The sequence below is a fragment of the Devosia sp. GW821-FHT12F11 genome (assembly GCF_058806655.1).
Map to the genome: position 1 here is coordinate 391,316 of NZ_JBXAPX010000001.1, position 14,604 is coordinate 405,919.

A 14,604-nucleotide genomic window follows, 5' to 3' on the forward strand; every position below is an offset into this window, starting at 1 on the left:
CCGCTCCGGCGCTATCTGCTACAGCCGCCGCGCCAGGATAGGGACTGCCGAGATGCGCACCGCCGAGATTGCCCGCAAGACCAACGAGACCGACATCCAGGTGTCGGTGAACCTCGATGGGTCGGGTCAGCATGACATGCAGACCGGCATCGGCTTTCTCGATCACATGCTGGATCAACTGTCGAAGCACTCGCTGATCGACATGACCGTCGTCGCCAAGGGCGACCTGCACATCGATTTCCACCACACGGCCGAGGATGTCGGCATCGCCTTGGGCGAAGCGATCAAGCAGGCGCTCGGCAACAAGCGGGGCATCCGCCGCTATGCCTCGTCCGACCTGCCGATGGACGGCACGCTCACCCGGGTCGCGCTCGACGTCTCGGGTCGACCGTTCCTCGTCTGGAAGGTCGAGTTCACCCGCGACAAGGTGGGCGACATGGATACCGAGCTGTTCCGCGAGTGGTTCCAGGCCTTCGCCATGAACGCCGGCATTACGCTGCACGTCGAGACCTTCTACGGCGACAACAACCACCACATCGCCGAAAGCGCCTTCAAGGCGCTGGCCCGGGCGCTGCGCTCGGCGGTGGAGATCGATCCGCGCGCCGCCGATGCGATCCCCTCGACCAAGGGCACGCTGTAACGCCTATCGCGAACCGAGGCTCTGCAAGCCCCCAAAACCCGGTGTCATCCCCGCGAAAGCGGTGAACTTCGTTTGCGATCGTGCGACACGAAAACAGAGGTTCCGCTTTCGGGGAATGACCCGGTGGGTGGGGCGCGGGCAGAGGACCGAGCCAGACCGCTCAGCTGAAGCTGTGTGTCGCTCCGGCGCTGATTACGGCCAGGGTGAAGATCGCCATCACGACGAGCAGCCCGACGGCGAGCCAGCCGATGAAAATGCCCTGGGTCGGTTCGGAACCCATCGTTCCATCGCCATGCGGGTCGTGGGAATCATGCGTCATGAAGCTCTCCTCAAAGCCTGTTGAACCAACGGCGTGGCTGGCGGCAGGTTCCCTCATCTTCCAACCGTGCGGGTTTTGCTCTAAGGCGAACCCGCAACCACGACGATCTGGCGAGGATAACCGTGACCCTCTATTCCGTCTACGAGCGCCCGAGCGATGCGCCCACTGCCGTGGCCGATCGCTTCTCCTGGTCCGCAGCCCTGCTGCCGCCGGTGCACGCGCTCGTCCACGGGTTGTGGCTGCTGCTGCTGATCTGGGTTGTCGGCCTCGTCGCGATCGCCGGCGCAAGCCTCATGATCGGCGGCGCGGCGGCCTTCTGGCTCTATGGACTGTTCGCCACCCTGATCGGCTTTGAGGCTTCCAGCTTCCGCCGGGTGAAGACGGCGAAGCGCGGTGGCCTGTACCGCACCGAGATCGTCGCCGCCGGCGAGGATCTGGCCCTGGTCGATTACCTGAAGCGGCAGACCCGATGAGCACCGTCACTATTATCGACTACGGCTCGGGCAACCTCCGCTCGGCCGCCAAAGCCTTCGAGCGCGCCGCGCGGGAAGCCGGGACCGGCGATGACATCCTCGTCACCGACGACGTCGAGGCGGTACGGCGCGCCGACCGCATCGTCCTGCCGGGGGTCGGCGCCTTCGCCGATTGCCGCGGCGGCCTCGACGCGGTGACCGGTATGGTCGAGGTGCTGGAGGAGCGGGTGATCCGTGGCGGTGTGCCGTTCCTCGGCATCTGCGTCGGCATGCAGTTGATGGCGACCGAAGGCCGCGAGAAGACCATTACCAGGGGACTCGGCTGGATTCCCGGGGCAGTCGTGCGGCTCGAGCCGAAAGGCGAGCTCAAGGTCCCCCACATGGGCTGGAACACCTTGCGCTTTCACCAGCCCCATCCACTGCTGGCCGGCATCCCCGATGGACCGGATGGGCTGCACGCCTATTTCGTCCACTCCTATCACATGGCGGTGGACCGTCCGGAACTGCTGATCGCCAGCGCCGACTATGGCCAAGAGGTCACCGCCATCGTCGGTCGCGACAACCTGCTCGGCACCCAGTTCCATCCGGAAAAGAGTCAGACGCTCGGTCTGACGCTGATCCGCAATTTCCTGGGGTGGAGGCCGTGAGCTTCGAGTTTGTGGCCACCCCCCTCCCAACCTCCCCCACAAGGGGGGAGGTGCCTGCCGGTGCGCTGGGCAACATCGCGCCACAGCCTCGACTCTTCACCTCCCCCCTTGTGGGGGAGGCCGGGAGAGGGGTGGCCAAGCGCATGGAGTTCTCCGCATGATCCTCTTCCCCGCCATCGATTTGAAGGATGGCCAGTGCGTCCGGCTGAAGCTGGGCGACATGCAGCAGGCGACGGTGTTCAACGACGATCCGGCCGCCCAGGCCAAATCGTTCGAAGAGCAGGGGTTCGAGTACCTGCACGTTGTCGATCTCAACGGCGCCTTCGCCGGCCGCAGCGTCAATGGCGACGCCGTTGAAGCGATCCTCGGTGCGGTGAACTTCCCGGTACAACTGGGCGGCGGCATCCGCACCATCGCCCATATCGAGGAGTGGCTTGGTCGCGGCCTCGCCCGCGTCATCCTCGGCACCATCGCGGTGCGCGATCCGGCGCTGGTGCGCGAAGCGGCGCGGTTGTTCCCGGGCCAGGTGGCAGTCGGCATCGACGCACGCGGCGGCAGGGTGGCGGTGGAGGGCTGGGCCGAGACCTCCGAGCTCACTGCCATCGAGCTCGGGCAGCGCTTCGAGGGGGCAGGGGTCGCGGCGATCATCTATACCGACATCGACCGCGACGGCGTGCTGAAGGGCATCAACTGGCCTTCGACGCTCGAGCTGGCGGAAGCCGTGTCGATCCCGGTGATCGCCTCGGGCGGTCTCGCCACGATGGACGACATCCGCACCATGACGGAGCCGCGCTACCAGATCCTCGAAGGCGCCATTTCCGGCCGTGCGCTCTATGACGGGCGCATTGATTCACGTGAAGCAATCGCCCTGCTGAAGGGCCGCGCTGCGTGACCACCGCGCCAAAGCGGCGGTTCCCCTGGTGGGCGTATTGGATCGTCCTGGCGATCATCTTGCTGGTGGCGCTGGCTCCGGTGCTTTCGGTGATCGTCGCCGGCACCATCGCCGATGCCAATGGCTGCGCCCTCGATGAGGGCTCGGTGCATCCCTGCATCGTCAATGGCGAGGATATCGGCTCGACGCTTTATGCCTTGGGGGTAATGGGCTGGTTCATGCTGGCCACCATCCCGCTCGGCGCCGGGGCGCTGTTGCTTTGGGCCGTTGTGCTGATCGCCCATCGGCTCTATTGGGGGCGGAAGCGGGGAGGCGCGCCCAGTGGCTGAGCTCAGGAACAAACCGGTACTGGTCGAGCGGGTCCGCCTGTGGTGGTATCCGGTGGCGCTGGTGCCCATATTGGCGCTGTTTTATGCCGGCTTCACCGGCATCCTCCCCACCCTGTTCGGCCTCGCCGGGCTGTTTGCTCTGTTCTTCTGGGTGTTTTCCTTCGGCTTCGCCATCTATGCCAGGCTGAAGCGCCCACCACCGGATCTGCGCCAATGAGCCTCAAGACCCGCATCATTCCCTGTCTCGACGTCAAGGATCGCAGGCGTCGCCCGCAGCGGCTTTGCCGCGAGGACGCGCGAACAAAGGAATCGGCCGTCCGATGAGCCTCAAGACCCGCATTATTCCCTGTCTCGATGTGAAGGACGGCCGCGTCGTCAAGGGCGTGCAGTTCGTCGACCTGATCGATGCCGGCGATCCGGTCGAGGCCGCCATCGCCTACAATGCCGCCGGCGCCGACGAGCTGACCTTCCTCGACATCACCGCGAGCCACGAGAACCGCGACACCATTTTCGATGTAGTGGCGCGCACCGCCGAGCATTGCTTCATGCCGGTGACGGTGGGCGGCGGCATCCGGAAGCTCGAGGACATCCGAAAACTCCTGCTCGCCGGGGCCGACAAGGTGTCGATCAACTCGGCGGCCGTGAACGACCCGGATTTCATCGCCCGCGCCGCCGACAAGTTCGGCGACCAGTGCATCGTCGTTTCGGTCGATGCCCGGCAGCGCCAGACCCGTGCCCCGGGACAGCAGAACGTCGACGAGTGGGAAATCTATACCCATGGCGGGCGCAACCCGACGGGGCTCGACGCGGTGGAGTTCGCCACGAGGATGGTCGAGCGCGGCGCCGGCGAGCTGCTGGTCACCTCGATGGACCGCGACGGCACCAAGTCGGGGTTCGACCTGAAGCTGACCCGCGCCATTGCCGATGCCGTGCACGTGCCGGTGGTCGCTTCGGGCGGCGTCGGTTCGCTCGATGATCTGGTCGATGGGGTGAAGCTGGGGCACGCCTCGGCGGTGCTCGCCGCCTCGATCTTCCATTTCGGCAGCTACACGGTGGGCGAGGCCAAGGACTATATGGAGCGCCACGGCATCCCGATGCGGCGCGATTCCAATGCGGGAGAGTTTCTGTGAGCTTCACCCTCGAAGACCTGGATAAACGCATCGCCGCCCGCGCCGGTGCCTCGCCCGACGAGAGCTACACCGCCAAGCTCCTGGCGGGCGGCGTCGAGCGCTGCGCCAAGAAGTTCGGCGAGGAAGCCGCTGAGATCATCATTGCCTCGGTGACCAAGGATCGGAAAGGCACCGAAGGCGAAGCCTCCGACGTGATCTACCACCTCCTGGTGTTGCTCCGCGCCGCCGGCGTGCCGCTCAGCGATGTGATGGCTCAGCTCGAGCGCCGCACCGCGCAATCAGGCCTCGAGGAAAAGGCATCGCGCGGGAAGGTCCAGGGCTGATGGGGAGGAAGAAGCTCGAGCTCGCGCCTTACCACTATTTCACCAAGGCCGAGTGGAGCGGCTTTCGCGCCGATGAGCCGATGACGCTCGATGCCGATGACGTCAAACGCCTGCGCGCCCTCACCGATCCGATCTCGTTCACCGAGGCCGAAGAGATCTACCTGCCGCTGAGCCGGCTGATCTCGCTCTATGTCGAGGCGACGCAAGAGCTGCACCGCGCCTCGACGAAGTTCCTCGGCGCCGATGGCCGCAAGGTGCCTTACATCATCGGCGTCGCCGGTTCCGTGGCGGTCGGGAAATCCACCACTTCACGTATCCTCAAGGCGCTGCTCAGCCGCTGGCCGAGCTCGCCCAAGGTCGACCTCGTCACCACTGACGGGTTCCTCTATTCGAACCGGCGGCTCGATGAGCTGCAGCTCGCCGACCGCAAGGGCTTCCCCGAAAGCTATGATCGCAGTGCGTTGATCCGCTTCCTGTCGGACATCAAGTCGGGCAAGCCTGACGTCAAGGTGCCGGTCTACTCGCACCTCGTCTACGACGTCATCGATGGGGAATTCATCACCATCGACCGGCCCGACATCCTGATCGTCGAGGGGCTCAACATCCTGCAGCCGGGCGAGCTGCCGAAATCCGGCAAGCCGATCCTCTTCGCCTCCGACTTCCTCGATTTCTCGATCTTCATCGATGCCGACGAGAACGACCTGACCACCTGGTTCATGGAACGCTTCCGGCGTCTGCGCGAAACCGCCTTCGCCGACCCCAAGAGCTTCTTCCACCGCTTCACCAAGATGAGCACCGAGGAAGCCGAGGCTTTCGGCATGTGGGCCTGGAAGGAAATCAACCTGCCGAACCTGCGCGACAACATCCAGCCAACCCGCAGCCGCGCCGACCTGGTGCTGACCAAGGGCCCGAGCCACGCGATTGAGCGCGTGGCGCTGCGGAAGGTTTAGCGCGCTTTGCTGCCCCTCACCCCGACCCTCTCCCCCGGGCGGAGGCCCCGTGTATGGGGCTGCCTCCTCCGCTTTGCGGTGGAGGAGCACTGCGAGATCGAGCCCTAGATCCCGATGCTCTTCTCGGCAGCCAGCGCCTGCAGATCCGCCACCGGCCGGGCGCCGATATGCGAGATCACTTCGCTGGCCGCCAGGCACCCCGCCTGCAGCGCGGTGCGGAAGTCGCGTTCCCTGGCTATCGCCAGGAGGAACCCCGAGGCGAACAGGTCGCCGGCGCCGGTGACATCGACCACTTCTTTCACCGCGTAGGCGGGGACGGTGATGATCTCACCCTGGTGCACCACCATGGCGCCGTCGGCGCCCATGGTGATCGCCGCGAGTTCCGCGTCCTGGGCGATCGCCTGCACCGCGCCGTGCAGGTCGGTCTGATACAGCGACTTCAGCTCTTCGACATTGCCGAACACGATATCCATGGTCTTGGAGCGGATCAGGTCGAGGAACTCGTCGCGATAGCGGTTGACGCAGAACGGGTCGCTCAGCGTGAACGAGGCCGCCCGCTCGTGCTTGTGTGCGTAGTGCGCCGCCATCACGAAGGCCTTCTTCGCTTCGGTCGGATCCCACAGGAACCCTTCCATATAGGTGACCGTTGCCGCGCCGATCTCGTCTTCCTTGATATCGGCGGTGGTCAATTGGTGGCAGGCGCCGAGATAGGTGTTCATCGTCCGCTCGCCGTCCGACGAGAGGAGGATCATCGAGCGCGCGGTGGCCGGGCCGTCGCTGAGGCGCGATACGCCGTAATGCACGCCGATGCGCTTGAGGTCGTCGGCAAACACGTCGCCGAGATCGTCGTCCGCCACCTTGCCGACGAACGAGGCCTTGCCGCCGAGCGAGGCGACACCCGCCGCGGTGTTGGCCGAGCTGCCGCCGGAGATCTGGCGCTTGTCGGCCGGCATGCGCTCATAGAGGTAGGCAGAGCGCTCGGCATCGACCAGATGCATGATGCCTTCCGACAGCCCCTCGCGTTCAAGGAAGCCGGGATCGATGGGAGCTATGACGTCGACGATGGCGTTGCCGATGGTGAGAACGTCAAACCGGGCCTCGGCCATCGGCGATCCTTCGATGAAATGGGGTAATTGAGCCGCGCCGGAAATAGAGGAGATTGTGCTCGCGCGCAACGCCAACCTCAGACGGGGTGCGGCTTGCCGAAGCGGCTGGCGTGCCGGCGGGTCAGCTTGCGGACCAGCGGCTCGGCATTGGCGGCGGAAACCCCGAGCAACTGCTCGTCGAGCAGCAGCATGGAGAGACCGTGGACGAAGGCCCAGGCGCTGATCGCCGCCTCGCCCGGCGCTTCCGGATCTTGCTTCGCCGCCGCCACCGCCAGGCTTTCATAGGCAGCGTCGGCAGCGCGGCGCAGCTCCTTGTCCTCGAACTTGCCGAGCTCGGACGAGAACATCAGCTTGTAGAGCCGCGGGTAGCGTAGTGCGAACTGCACATAGGCCTCGGCCATGGCGCCGAACTGCTCCTCAGGCGCGACGCCCGCCTTGGCTCCCTCGATCGCTTCGAGGAACAGCGCAAACCCGGCGGCTGCGACGGCCTGGATCAGGGCCTGCTTGTCGCGGAAGTGCCGGTATGGCGCCGCGGCGGAGACTCCGACCCGCCGCGCCAGCTCGCGCATCCCCAGTGCTTCGGTGCCGCCTTCGAGCAGCAGCTCCAGCGCCGCTTCGACCAGCGCCCGGCGCAGGTCGCCATGGTGATAGCGGTCGGATGGTTCGGATGTTGACATTGCTCACATGGAAGATTATCTCGATGCGAACGGTGTTAACATGCTGCCTCGCACGGGTCGAGGCGGCAAAGCGAGATCAGGAAAAGTTGTGAGACTTTTCCGGTTCGATCTCGCGTCCAGACGAGACCCTACCGTCCTTAGCGGGAGCGACATGATGACCGACCTGATCCTTGCCATCGCCCACCACCTTGCCGTCTTCACCCTGGTGGCGATCTTTGCTGCCGAGTTCGCCTTGCTGCGGCCGGGTCTCGAGGGCAAGCGCCTCACCCAGCTCGGCGCGCTCGATCGCGCCTATGGCGCCACGGCCATGCTCGTCATCGTCGTCGGCGTGGTCAGGGTGATCTTCGGTTCGGCCGGCTGGGAGTATTATGTCGGCAACTGGGTGTTCTGGGCCAAGATGATCGCCTTCCTCGGCGTCGGCCTCGCCTCGATCCCGCCGACGGTGGCGATCCTGCGCTGGCGCAAGGCGGCGACGGCCGATGCTGGGTTCACACCCGCCGCAGCCGAGGTTTCGGCAGCGCGCCGCTTCCTTTACCTGCAGGCCGCGCTGCTGGTGTTCATCCCGAGCCTCGCCGCCGCCATGGCGCGCGGGTATGGGGTCTGATGTTTCGGTGAGCGCCTTTTCCCACAAGGGGAGAAGGCCCGGCTGATGAGCCGGCGCGTCAGTTCCCTTTCGGCGCCGGGGTCTTCGGTTCGAACCGGCACCAGTCGCGGATAATGCAGCGCCAGCAATCGGGTTTGCGCGCCTTGCAGATGTAGCGGCCATGCAGGATCAGCCAATGGTGCGCGTGCAGCAGGTACTCGTCCGGCACGATCTTCAATAGCCCGGTCTCGACCTCGAGCGGGGTCTTGCCCGGCGCCAGCCCGGTGCGGTTGGCGACGCGGAACAGGTGGGTGTCGACTGCGATGGTCGGCTGCCGGAAGGCGATGTTGAGCACCACGTTCGCCGTCTTTCGCCCGACGCCGGGAAGGCTCTCCAACGCCTCGCGATCCTCGGGCACCCTGGAATCGAACTTTTCGATCAGCTGCTGGCTCAGCGCAAAGACGTTCTTTGCCTTGTTGCGGAACAGCCCGATGGTCTTGATCTTTTCCTCGATCTCAGCGGGGCCCAGAGCCACCATCTTCTCCGGCGTATCCGCCAGCTGGAACAACAGCTTCGTCGCCTTGTTGACGCCGGCATCGGTCGCCTGTGCCGAAAGCACCACCGCCACCAGGAGGGTGAAGGGGTTCACGTAGTCGAGCTCGCCCTTCGGTTCGGGCTCCGCCGCCGCAAAAGCGCCGAAAATGGCTTCGACATCTGCTTTCGGCAGTCGCTTCACTTTTTGCTGCGCCATTTCCGTCATCCTGATTCTGAGCCTATACTGATGCCCAAGATGACGACCCAAACGCAAGCGAGGCCGCTCTTCGCGGCAAAGCTGACGCCCCATCGATCGCTGGGACGCAAGGGTTTTCGCGTCGTCATCGTCCTCCTGGCGGTGCTCGCCACCATTCCCGGCATCATTTTCTTTTCGATGGGCGCCTGGCCGATCGTCGGTTTTCTCGGCCTCGACATCGCGCTGATCTGGTGGGCGATGCGCTCGAGCCAGCGCGACGGCAAGCGCTACGAGGAAGTGACGCTGTGGCCCGACCAGCTCGAGCTGAAGCAGGTCGATGGCACCGGCAAGGAAACCCTGAGCCGCTTCAACCCCTATTTCGTCAAGCTGGTCGTCGACCGCGACTACAACGAGCGGACGGTGGCGCTGCATCTCAGGACCCGCGACCGCGACATCGTGCTCGGCCAGTTCCTCAACCAGGACGAGAAGTCGAGCTTCGCCAAAGCCTTCGGCACCGCGCTGAAGCGAGCGCGGGTTTGACCGGCCTGGCGGCCGTAGATCGAAACGTGCCACCCCCTCGGTGTCACCCCGGCGGAGGCCGGGGCCCATCCTGAGGTGTCTAGGTCTGCGCACGGGCCGAAGCATCTCAGGATGGATCCCGGCCTCCGCCGGGATGACATCGAGTGTGTTGAACGTGCGGGCGGTAACTGCCCCTTTCGCCGTCAAAACCGGGTCGCAACCGCGCTTCGGCGCGCCTATGTTCCGCTCATCATGAGCAAGCACGAAACCATCATCGCCAACTCGGATTACGAGACCGTCCAGGCCGCCATCGCCTATCTGAGCGAGACGCTGCCCGACGAAACCGATCTGCCGCGCTTTGCCCGCGCCCTCGGGCTGACCGAGCGGCAGCTCACCGACCTGTTCCGCCGCTGGTGCGGGCTGAGCCCCAAGAGCTTCGCCCAGGCCGTGGCGCTCAATCACGCCAAGAAACTGCTGGCCGACCAGCAGAGCGTGCTCGACACTACCTATGAGGTGGGCCTCTCCTCGACCTCGCGACTGCACGACCTGTTCGTCACCCACGAGGCCATGCCGCCCGGTGCCTTCCGCGCCCGCGGCGAGGGACTCGAGATGATCTGGGGCGCTGCCCCGTCGCCGTTCGGCACCGCGGTGCTGACCATGACCGAATACGGGCTGAGCGGCATCGGCTTTGCCGACGAGAACATGTCGGTCGAAGAAGCTTTCGAGGATCTCGCCAACCGCTGGCCCAATGCCCGATACCGCCGCGACGACAAGGCGGTGGCGCCGGTTGCCGCCCGGGTGTTCGACCCCAACCGCTGGGACCCCGAGCAGCCGGTGCGCGTCGTCCTGATCGGTACCGATTTCGAGGTACAGGTCTGGGAGACGCTGCTGAAGATCCCGGTTGGCAAGGCCACCACCTACCAGCGGGTCGCCAACCATATCGGCCGCCCCACCGCTGCCCGTGCCGTGGGCGCCGCGGTGGGCAAGAACCCGATCAGCTTCGTCGTGCCGTGCCACCGCGTGGTGGGAACCAGCGGCGCGCTCACTGGCTATCACTGGGGCGTGCCGCGCAAGCGGGCGATTCTGGGCTGGGAGTCAGGGGTGGTTGGGGCTTAGGGCTGAACTGCCCCTTACCCGGCCGCTTACGCGGCCACCCCGCGGCGAGGGCTTTGCCCTCGTCCGCTGACCTCAAGGGGAGAGGGAAGGGCGGGATCGTGCCACAGTCGTCCCTCTCCCCTTGAGGGAGAGGGTGCCTCGCGCAGCGAGGCGGGTGAGGGGCAGTCAGATCGCGACCTTCTCCGCCAGCTTCCCGTCCGCGCCGATCTTGTAGATCACCGGTTCGCCCGTTCCGAGCTCGCGCTTCAGAATCTGTTCCGGCGTCAGGTTCTCGATCGCCATGACGATCGAGCGCAGCGAGTTGCCATGCGCCGCGACGAGCACGGTCTTGCCGGCCTTCAGCAGCGGCACGATCTCGGCGTCGTAATAGGGCAGGGTGCGGGCCGCGGTATCCTTGAGGCTCTCGCCGCCCGGGGGCGGCACGTCGAACGAGCGGCGCCAGATCAGCACTTGCTCCTCGCCCCACTTGGCCCGCGCATCATCCTTGTTGAGGCCGCTGAGGTCGCCATAGTCGCGCTCGTTCAGGAGCTTGGAACGGGTGATCGTCACCTCGGTGATACCGAGCTCTTCGAGGATCAGGTCGAGCGTATGCTGGGCCCGGCGCAGCGCCGAAGTGAAATAGACATCGGGCACGTAGCCGGCCGCCTTCAGCTTCTTGCCGGTATTGCGCGCTTCCCCGATGCCCTGCTCGGTGAGGTCGGGGTTGCGCCAGCCGGTGAACAGGTTCTTGAGGTTCCACTCGCTCTGGCCGTGGCGAACGAGGATCAGCGTCCCGGTCATCGAATAATCCTTGTCAGTTGAAGCCGAGCACGTCGGCCATGGAATAGAAACCCGGCCGCTGGCTGCGGGCCCACAGGGCGGCGCGCACTGCGCCTTCGGCAAACAGCGCCCGGTTGTCGGCGATATGGTTGAGTTCGATCCGCTCGCTGGGGCCGGCGAGGATCACCCGGTGCTCGCCGATGACATTGCCGCCGCGGAGCGTCGCAAAGCCGATGCTGCCTTCCTCCCGCGGCCCGGTATGGCCGTCGCGCACCCGCACCGAATGGGTCTTGAGGTCGAGGTTGCGCCCACGCGCCGCCGCTTCACCCAGCATCAGCGCGGTGCCCGAGGGGGCGTCGACCTTCTTGTTGTGGTGCATCTCGAGGATCTCGATGTCGAAGCCCGGCAGCGCGGCGGCTGCCTGCTTGACGAGGCCCAGCAGCACGTTCACGCCGAGCGAGAAATTGCCGGCCTTGACGATCCGGGCTGCTGAAGCCGCCGCGCGGATTGCCGCGTCGTCAGCCTCGCTGCAGCCGGTGGTGCCGACGACGTGGACGAGCCCGCGCTTGGCCGCCTCTTTCGCCAACGCCACGGAATTGGCCGGCGCGGTGAAGTCGATGATCGCCTCGGCGCCCGCGAGGGCGGCCGCCACGTCGTCGGTAACCGAAACGCCCAGCGCCTCGAGACCCGCCAACTCGCCCGCGTCCTTGCCGATAGCCGGCGCCCCGGGGCGATCCAAGGCGGCGACGACGGTGATCCCGGGGGTTGCGGCCGCGGCGCGGATGTTCGCCGCACCCATCTTGCCACCTGCACCGGCGATGGCGACCTTCAGATCTGGCAACGCAAATGCTCCAAGCCCATTACTCGATGGGCTATAGCCCAGCCGGCGCGGTCATGCCAGCCGCGTGCCGCCAGCCATCTCGGCAAGGATCGCCTGCGCCGCGCTTACCGGGTGCGCCGCCGCAGTGATCGGCCGCCCGACCACCAGGTGGCTGGCGCCGGCGGCCAGCGCCTCGGCCGGACCGGTGACCCGCTTCTGGTCGCCATGCGCGCTGCCGGCCGGGCGGATGCCCGGGGTGACGATGGCGAGCTTGGGGCCGACGATCGCGCGCACCATCTCGGCCTCATGCGGCGAGCTGACCAGCCCGCCAATCCCGGCGTCGCGCGCCTGTTGCGCCCGCAGGGCGACGAGGCCTGCCGTGTCGCGAGCAAAGCCGGCTTCAGCGAGGTCGGCGTCGTCCATCGAGGTCAGCACCGATACCCCCAGCACGCAGAGGTCCGATCCGGCCGCGCCGCGCACTGCCGCGCGCATGCATTGCGGATAGGCATGCACCGTGACCATGGTGGCGCCGGTCCTGGCGATCGCGGCGACGCCCTTTTCGACCGTGTTGTCGATGTCGAGCATTTTGAGGTCGAAGAACACCCGCTTGCCGGCGGCCAGCAGCGCCTTGCCCAGGTTGAGCCCGTCGCCGCCATAGAACAGCTGGTAGCCGATCTTGTAGAAGTCGACGCTGTCGCCCAGTTGCGCGATCAAGCGTTCCGCCTCGTCTCGAGTGTCGAGATCGAGTGCGACGATCAGGGTGCCTGCCATCAGATGTCTCCGGATTTTCCGGTCAGTGCCACAGCCGAATGAATCGGGCAAGCAGAAATGCCCGCTTGCGCGCGATGCTATGACGCCATAGCGTCCGCGCAACACGATGGAATCACAGATCAATCATGCAGCAGCAGGCGCTTTCCGCCATTGTCGCCTGGGTGCGGCTCGAGCGTGCCACCGAGGCCTTTCACGCCGACCTGAAGAAGCGCTTCGGCATCACCGGCTTGCAGCTTGCCGTGCTGCGCATCTGCGCCGAGCGCCCGCAATTGCCGCTCGCCGCCTTGCGCAAGGCCCTAGTGATGCATCCGGCGACGCTCGGCCAATCGATCGATGAACTGCGCCGCATGGACCTGGTGACGGTGAAGACCGACCCGCGCGACCGCCGCGCCCGGCTGGTCGGCCTGACCGAGGCGGGGACCGAGCTGCTGGCCAAGGCGCCGCTTGCCGGCCCGACCCGGTTGCGCGAGGTCGACCACGAGGTAGCACGGCTCGATCGGCTGAAGCTGGCGCTCGAGGATGCAGTGGAACTGTTCGGATTGGGGGAGTGGACGCCGGGGCGGAAGGACGGGGCGTGACGCTGCCGGTGCAAAGCGGGGCGGTGTGGCACGGCCGGCGCTAAAGCCCGTCGATCGTCTCCGGCAGATCCTCCATCGCGATCCAGTCGGTCAAGAGCTTCCGGTCGCCGAGCCGCACCACGAAGACGTTGCCGCCGCCCGGGTTGCCGATGCGGCGCTGGTCCTCGGAGCGAGCGATCGTAAGCCCGCCGAGATGGCACTTCAGCAGCGTGCCGACTGCGCCGTGGCCGGTGAAGCCGATCGGCTCCGTCGCATCGTGCCCGGCAAGCACTTCGTTGAAGGCGCCGACCACCCGGCGCTGCGCGTCCCGCGCGGTCTCCCAGCCCTCAGCCGACTCATCGGGGTGGGCGAACAACGCATCGGCCAGCGCTTCGAAGCGCGCCGAGGGAACAAAGCCGGTACTGCGGCGGTCGTTCTCATCGAACTTATCCCCGCTGTCCACAGGCGCGCCGCAACCCCCAGCGAGAATGGCGGCCAGCTCGAGAGCCTTGGTTTCCGTGCTCGAAACGAGACGGGTCAGGTTCCGGACCAGCGGGTGGTTCGCAAAACGTTCTGCTCGCGACCTGCCGAGGCTGGACAGCCCCCAGCGCGGCGTCGCGACCTTGGGGTCGATCACCACTTCGGGGTGGGTGACGTAGAGTGCGTACACCTCAGATGCCGCCGCGCGAGAAGTGGGTCAGCTCGCGCACCATCTGGCCGACCTTCCACTTGATGTTGCCCTCGTTCGGCGCGCCGTTTTCGTCCAGCACATCCGGATAGGGGCCGAGCCCGAGCAGCGTCGGCACCACCAGCGCACCGATCTTGCTGAGCGTATCGCGCAAATGCGAGAGCGCGAAGATCGTCGCATACTTGCCGTCGCTCATCCCGCCGATGCCGAACACCGCGTGTTTGAACGGGTTTGGTTTCTCGCGGCTGACCCAGGAGATCAAGTTGGCGATCAGCGGCGTGACCCCGCCATTGTACTCGGGGCTGATGATCAGCACGATATCGTGGCTACGGAACATCTCCGCCAGGCGCTTGGCCGCCTCGGGCGTCTCGCCGGCATCCTCGATGTCCTGGTTGAAGATCGGCATCTCGAACTCGCGCAGGTCGAGATCGGTGACGATCACTCCGGCTTCGCTGAGCTTGGCCGACATGTGCCGGCGCAGTGGCTCGTTGATCGAGTCCTTGCGCAGCGAACCACAGATGGTGATGGCAGTCTTGGGGGGAGGGGTGTCGATGGTCATGCGCTAGAGCTAGCGC

General features: G+C 66.0%; 22 protein-coding genes. 13 read left to right on the top strand and 9 right to left on the bottom strand.

Annotated elements, in window-relative coordinates; genetic code table 11:
• Positions 1–52 precede the first annotated feature (52 nt).
• Positions 53–640, top strand: coding sequence for an imidazoleglycerol-phosphate dehydratase HisB (gene hisB, locus AC1ROK_RS01985; protein ID WP_492843306.1), 588 nt, complete (start codon positions 53–55; stop codon positions 638–640).
• A gap of 160 nt (positions 641–800) precedes the next feature.
• On the opposite strand, the gene AC1ROK_RS01990 is transcribed toward hisB, so the two are convergent.
• Positions 801–959, bottom strand: a complete 159-nt coding sequence (locus AC1ROK_RS01990; protein WP_492843308.1) for a hypothetical protein — start codon at positions 957–959, stop codon at positions 801–803.
• A 122-nt stretch (positions 960–1,081) separates the two neighbouring features.
• On the opposite strand from AC1ROK_RS01990, the gene AC1ROK_RS01995 reads away from it, so the two are divergent.
• The 8 genes from AC1ROK_RS01995 (at position 1,082) to coaA (ending at position 5,703) form a co-directional block, all read left to right on the top strand.
• Positions 1,082–1,432, top strand: coding sequence for a DUF2628 domain-containing protein (locus AC1ROK_RS01995; protein ID WP_492843310.1), 351 nt, complete (start codon positions 1,082–1,084; stop codon positions 1,430–1,432).
• Complete coding sequence (hisH, locus tag AC1ROK_RS02000) at positions 1,429–2,079, top strand: imidazole glycerol phosphate synthase subunit HisH (protein ID WP_492843312.1); 651 nt, start codon at positions 1,429–1,431, stop codon at positions 2,077–2,079. The genes AC1ROK_RS01995 and hisH overlap by 4 nt, the downstream gene beginning before the upstream one ends.
• A gap of 157 nt (positions 2,080–2,236) precedes the next feature.
• Positions 2,237–2,971: a 1-(5-phosphoribosyl)-5-[(5-phosphoribosylamino)methylideneamino]imidazole-4-carboxamide isomerase gene (hisA, locus tag AC1ROK_RS02005; RefSeq protein WP_492843314.1), complete on the top strand. Its 735-nt coding sequence runs from the start codon at positions 2,237–2,239 to the stop codon at positions 2,969–2,971.
• Positions 2,968–3,300, top strand: a complete 333-nt coding sequence (locus AC1ROK_RS02010; protein WP_492843316.1) for a hypothetical protein — start codon at positions 2,968–2,970, stop codon at positions 3,298–3,300. The genes hisA and AC1ROK_RS02010 overlap by 4 nt, the downstream gene beginning before the upstream one ends.
• Positions 3,293–3,517: a hypothetical protein gene (locus tag AC1ROK_RS02015; RefSeq protein WP_492843318.1), complete on the top strand. Its 225-nt coding sequence runs from the start codon at positions 3,293–3,295 to the stop codon at positions 3,515–3,517. Before AC1ROK_RS02010 ends, AC1ROK_RS02015 begins: the two co-directional genes overlap by 8 nt.
• A 103-nt stretch (positions 3,518–3,620) precedes the next feature.
• Positions 3,621–4,430 (top strand): imidazole glycerol phosphate synthase subunit HisF, encoded by an 810-nt coding sequence (gene hisF / locus AC1ROK_RS02020; protein WP_492843320.1) that lies wholly within the window; start codon positions 3,621–3,623, stop codon positions 4,428–4,430.
• Positions 4,427–4,753 carry a phosphoribosyl-ATP diphosphatase gene (locus AC1ROK_RS02025; RefSeq protein ID WP_492843322.1) on the top strand — a complete coding sequence of 109 codons (327 nt, stop codon included), beginning with the start codon at positions 4,427–4,429 and terminating at the stop codon, positions 4,751–4,753. The genes hisF and AC1ROK_RS02025 overlap by 4 nt, the downstream gene beginning before the upstream one ends.
• Positions 4,753–5,703: a type I pantothenate kinase gene (coaA, locus tag AC1ROK_RS02030; RefSeq protein ID WP_492843324.1), complete on the top strand. Its 951-nt coding sequence runs from the start codon at positions 4,753–4,755 to the stop codon at positions 5,701–5,703. Before AC1ROK_RS02025 ends, coaA begins: the two co-directional genes overlap by 1 nt.
• 104 nt (positions 5,704–5,807) lie before the next feature.
• Here coaA and AC1ROK_RS02035 read toward each other — a convergent pair whose 3' ends face one another.
• Both AC1ROK_RS02035 and AC1ROK_RS02040 read right to left on the bottom strand, forming a co-directional pair.
• Entirely contained in the window at positions 5,808–6,809 is a 1,002-nt protein-coding gene (locus AC1ROK_RS02035; RefSeq protein ID WP_492843326.1) for an adenosine kinase, read from the bottom strand.
• Between the two features lie 77 nt (positions 6,810–6,886).
• Entirely contained in the window at positions 6,887–7,486 is a 600-nt protein-coding gene (locus AC1ROK_RS02040; protein WP_492843328.1) for a TetR/AcrR family transcriptional regulator, read from the bottom strand.
• 154 nt (positions 7,487–7,640) lie between these two features.
• On the opposite strand from AC1ROK_RS02040, the gene AC1ROK_RS02045 reads away from it, so the two are divergent.
• Positions 7,641–8,090, top strand: coding sequence for a DUF2214 family protein (locus tag AC1ROK_RS02045; RefSeq protein WP_492843330.1), 450 nt, complete (start codon positions 7,641–7,643; stop codon positions 8,088–8,090).
• A 58-nt stretch (positions 8,091–8,148) separates the two neighbouring features.
• Here AC1ROK_RS02045 and nth read toward each other — a convergent pair whose 3' ends face one another.
• Entirely contained in the window at positions 8,149–8,820 is a 672-nt protein-coding gene (gene nth / locus AC1ROK_RS02050; RefSeq protein ID WP_492843332.1) for an endonuclease III, read from the bottom strand.
• A 39-nt stretch (positions 8,821–8,859) separates the two neighbouring features.
• Between nth and AC1ROK_RS02055 the strand changes: the two genes are divergently transcribed.
• Positions 8,860–9,339 (top strand): DUF2244 domain-containing protein, encoded by a 480-nt coding sequence (locus AC1ROK_RS02055; RefSeq protein ID WP_492843334.1) that lies wholly within the window; start codon positions 8,860–8,862, stop codon positions 9,337–9,339.
• Positions 9,340–9,570: 231 nt separating this feature from the next.
• Complete coding sequence (locus AC1ROK_RS02060) at positions 9,571–10,434, top strand: methylated-DNA--[protein]-cysteine S-methyltransferase (RefSeq protein ID WP_492843336.1); 864 nt, start codon at positions 9,571–9,573, stop codon at positions 10,432–10,434.
• Between the two features lie 165 nt (positions 10,435–10,599).
• Here AC1ROK_RS02060 and AC1ROK_RS02065 read toward each other — a convergent pair whose 3' ends face one another.
• The 3 genes from AC1ROK_RS02065 to pyrF are packed head-to-tail and all read right to left on the bottom strand — an operon-like array spanning position 10,600 to position 12,784.
• Positions 10,600–11,214, bottom strand: coding sequence for a 2,3-bisphosphoglycerate-dependent phosphoglycerate mutase (locus tag AC1ROK_RS02065; protein WP_492843338.1), 615 nt, complete (start codon positions 11,212–11,214; stop codon positions 10,600–10,602).
• 13 nt (positions 11,215–11,227) lie between these two features.
• Complete coding sequence (dapB, locus tag AC1ROK_RS02070; protein WP_492843340.1) at positions 11,228–12,034, bottom strand: 4-hydroxy-tetrahydrodipicolinate reductase; 807 nt, start codon at positions 12,032–12,034, stop codon at positions 11,228–11,230.
• 51 nt (positions 12,035–12,085) lie between these two features.
• On the bottom strand, positions 12,086–12,784 hold the full coding sequence (gene pyrF / locus AC1ROK_RS02075; protein WP_492843342.1) for an orotidine-5'-phosphate decarboxylase: 699 nt from the start codon (positions 12,782–12,784) through the stop codon (positions 12,086–12,088).
• Positions 12,785–12,909: 125 nt separating this feature from the next.
• On the opposite strand from pyrF, the gene AC1ROK_RS02080 reads away from it, so the two are divergent.
• A complete protein-coding gene (locus AC1ROK_RS02080) occupies positions 12,910–13,362 on the top strand; it encodes a MarR family winged helix-turn-helix transcriptional regulator (protein ID WP_492843344.1) in 453 nt (150 codons plus the stop codon).
• Positions 13,363–13,402: 40 nt separating this feature from the next.
• Here the strand turns inward: AC1ROK_RS02080 and AC1ROK_RS02085 are convergent, their stop codons facing one another.
• Both AC1ROK_RS02085 and AC1ROK_RS02090 read right to left on the bottom strand, forming a co-directional pair.
• On the bottom strand, positions 13,403–14,011 hold the full coding sequence (locus AC1ROK_RS02085; RefSeq protein ID WP_492843346.1) for a histidine phosphatase family protein: 609 nt from the start codon (positions 14,009–14,011) through the stop codon (positions 13,403–13,405).
• 1 nt (position 14,012) lies between these two features.
• On the bottom strand, positions 14,013–14,588 hold the full coding sequence (locus AC1ROK_RS02090) for an NADPH-dependent FMN reductase (RefSeq protein ID WP_492843348.1): 576 nt from the start codon (positions 14,586–14,588) through the stop codon (positions 14,013–14,015).
• Positions 14,589–14,604: the final 16 nt, after the last annotated feature.

Bases quoted from the DNA above. Each gene is read 5' to 3' on its own strand.
- hisB (WP_492843306.1), top strand. From the start codon at position 53: ATGCGCACCGCCGAGATTGCCCGCAAGACCAACGAGACCGACATCCAG.
- AC1ROK_RS01990 (WP_492843308.1), bottom strand. From the start codon at position 959: ATGACGCATGATTCCCACGACCCGCATGGCGATGGAACGATGGGTTCC.
- hisH (WP_492843312.1), top strand. From the start codon at position 1,429: ATGAGCACCGTCACTATTATCGACTACGGCTCGGGCAACCTCCGCTCG.
- hisA (WP_492843314.1), top strand. From the start codon at position 2,237: ATGATCCTCTTCCCCGCCATCGATTTGAAGGATGGCCAGTGCGTCCGG.
- hisF (WP_492843320.1), top strand. From the start codon at position 3,621: ATGAGCCTCAAGACCCGCATTATTCCCTGTCTCGATGTGAAGGACGGC.
- coaA (WP_492843324.1), top strand. From the start codon at position 4,753: ATGGGGAGGAAGAAGCTCGAGCTCGCGCCTTACCACTATTTCACCAAG.
- AC1ROK_RS02035 (WP_492843326.1), bottom strand. From the start codon at position 6,809: ATGGCCGAGGCCCGGTTTGACGTTCTCACCATCGGCAACGCCATCGTC.
- AC1ROK_RS02040 (WP_492843328.1), bottom strand. From the start codon at position 7,486: ATGTCAACATCCGAACCATCCGACCGCTATCACCATGGCGACCTGCGC.
- AC1ROK_RS02045 (WP_492843330.1), top strand. From the start codon at position 7,641: ATGACCGACCTGATCCTTGCCATCGCCCACCACCTTGCCGTCTTCACC.
- nth (WP_492843332.1), bottom strand. From the start codon at position 8,820: ATGGCGCAGCAAAAAGTGAAGCGACTGCCGAAAGCAGATGTCGAAGCC.
- AC1ROK_RS02055 (WP_492843334.1), top strand. From the start codon at position 8,860: ATGACGACCCAAACGCAAGCGAGGCCGCTCTTCGCGGCAAAGCTGACG.
- AC1ROK_RS02060 (WP_492843336.1), top strand. From the start codon at position 9,571: ATGAGCAAGCACGAAACCATCATCGCCAACTCGGATTACGAGACCGTC.
- AC1ROK_RS02065 (WP_492843338.1), bottom strand. From the start codon at position 11,214: ATGACCGGGACGCTGATCCTCGTTCGCCACGGCCAGAGCGAGTGGAAC.
- pyrF (WP_492843342.1), bottom strand. From the start codon at position 12,784: ATGGCAGGCACCCTGATCGTCGCACTCGATCTCGACACTCGAGACGAG.
- AC1ROK_RS02080 (WP_492843344.1), top strand. From the start codon at position 12,910: ATGCAGCAGCAGGCGCTTTCCGCCATTGTCGCCTGGGTGCGGCTCGAG.
- AC1ROK_RS02090 (WP_492843348.1), bottom strand. From the start codon at position 14,588: ATGACCATCGACACCCCTCCCCCCAAGACTGCCATCACCATCTGTGGT.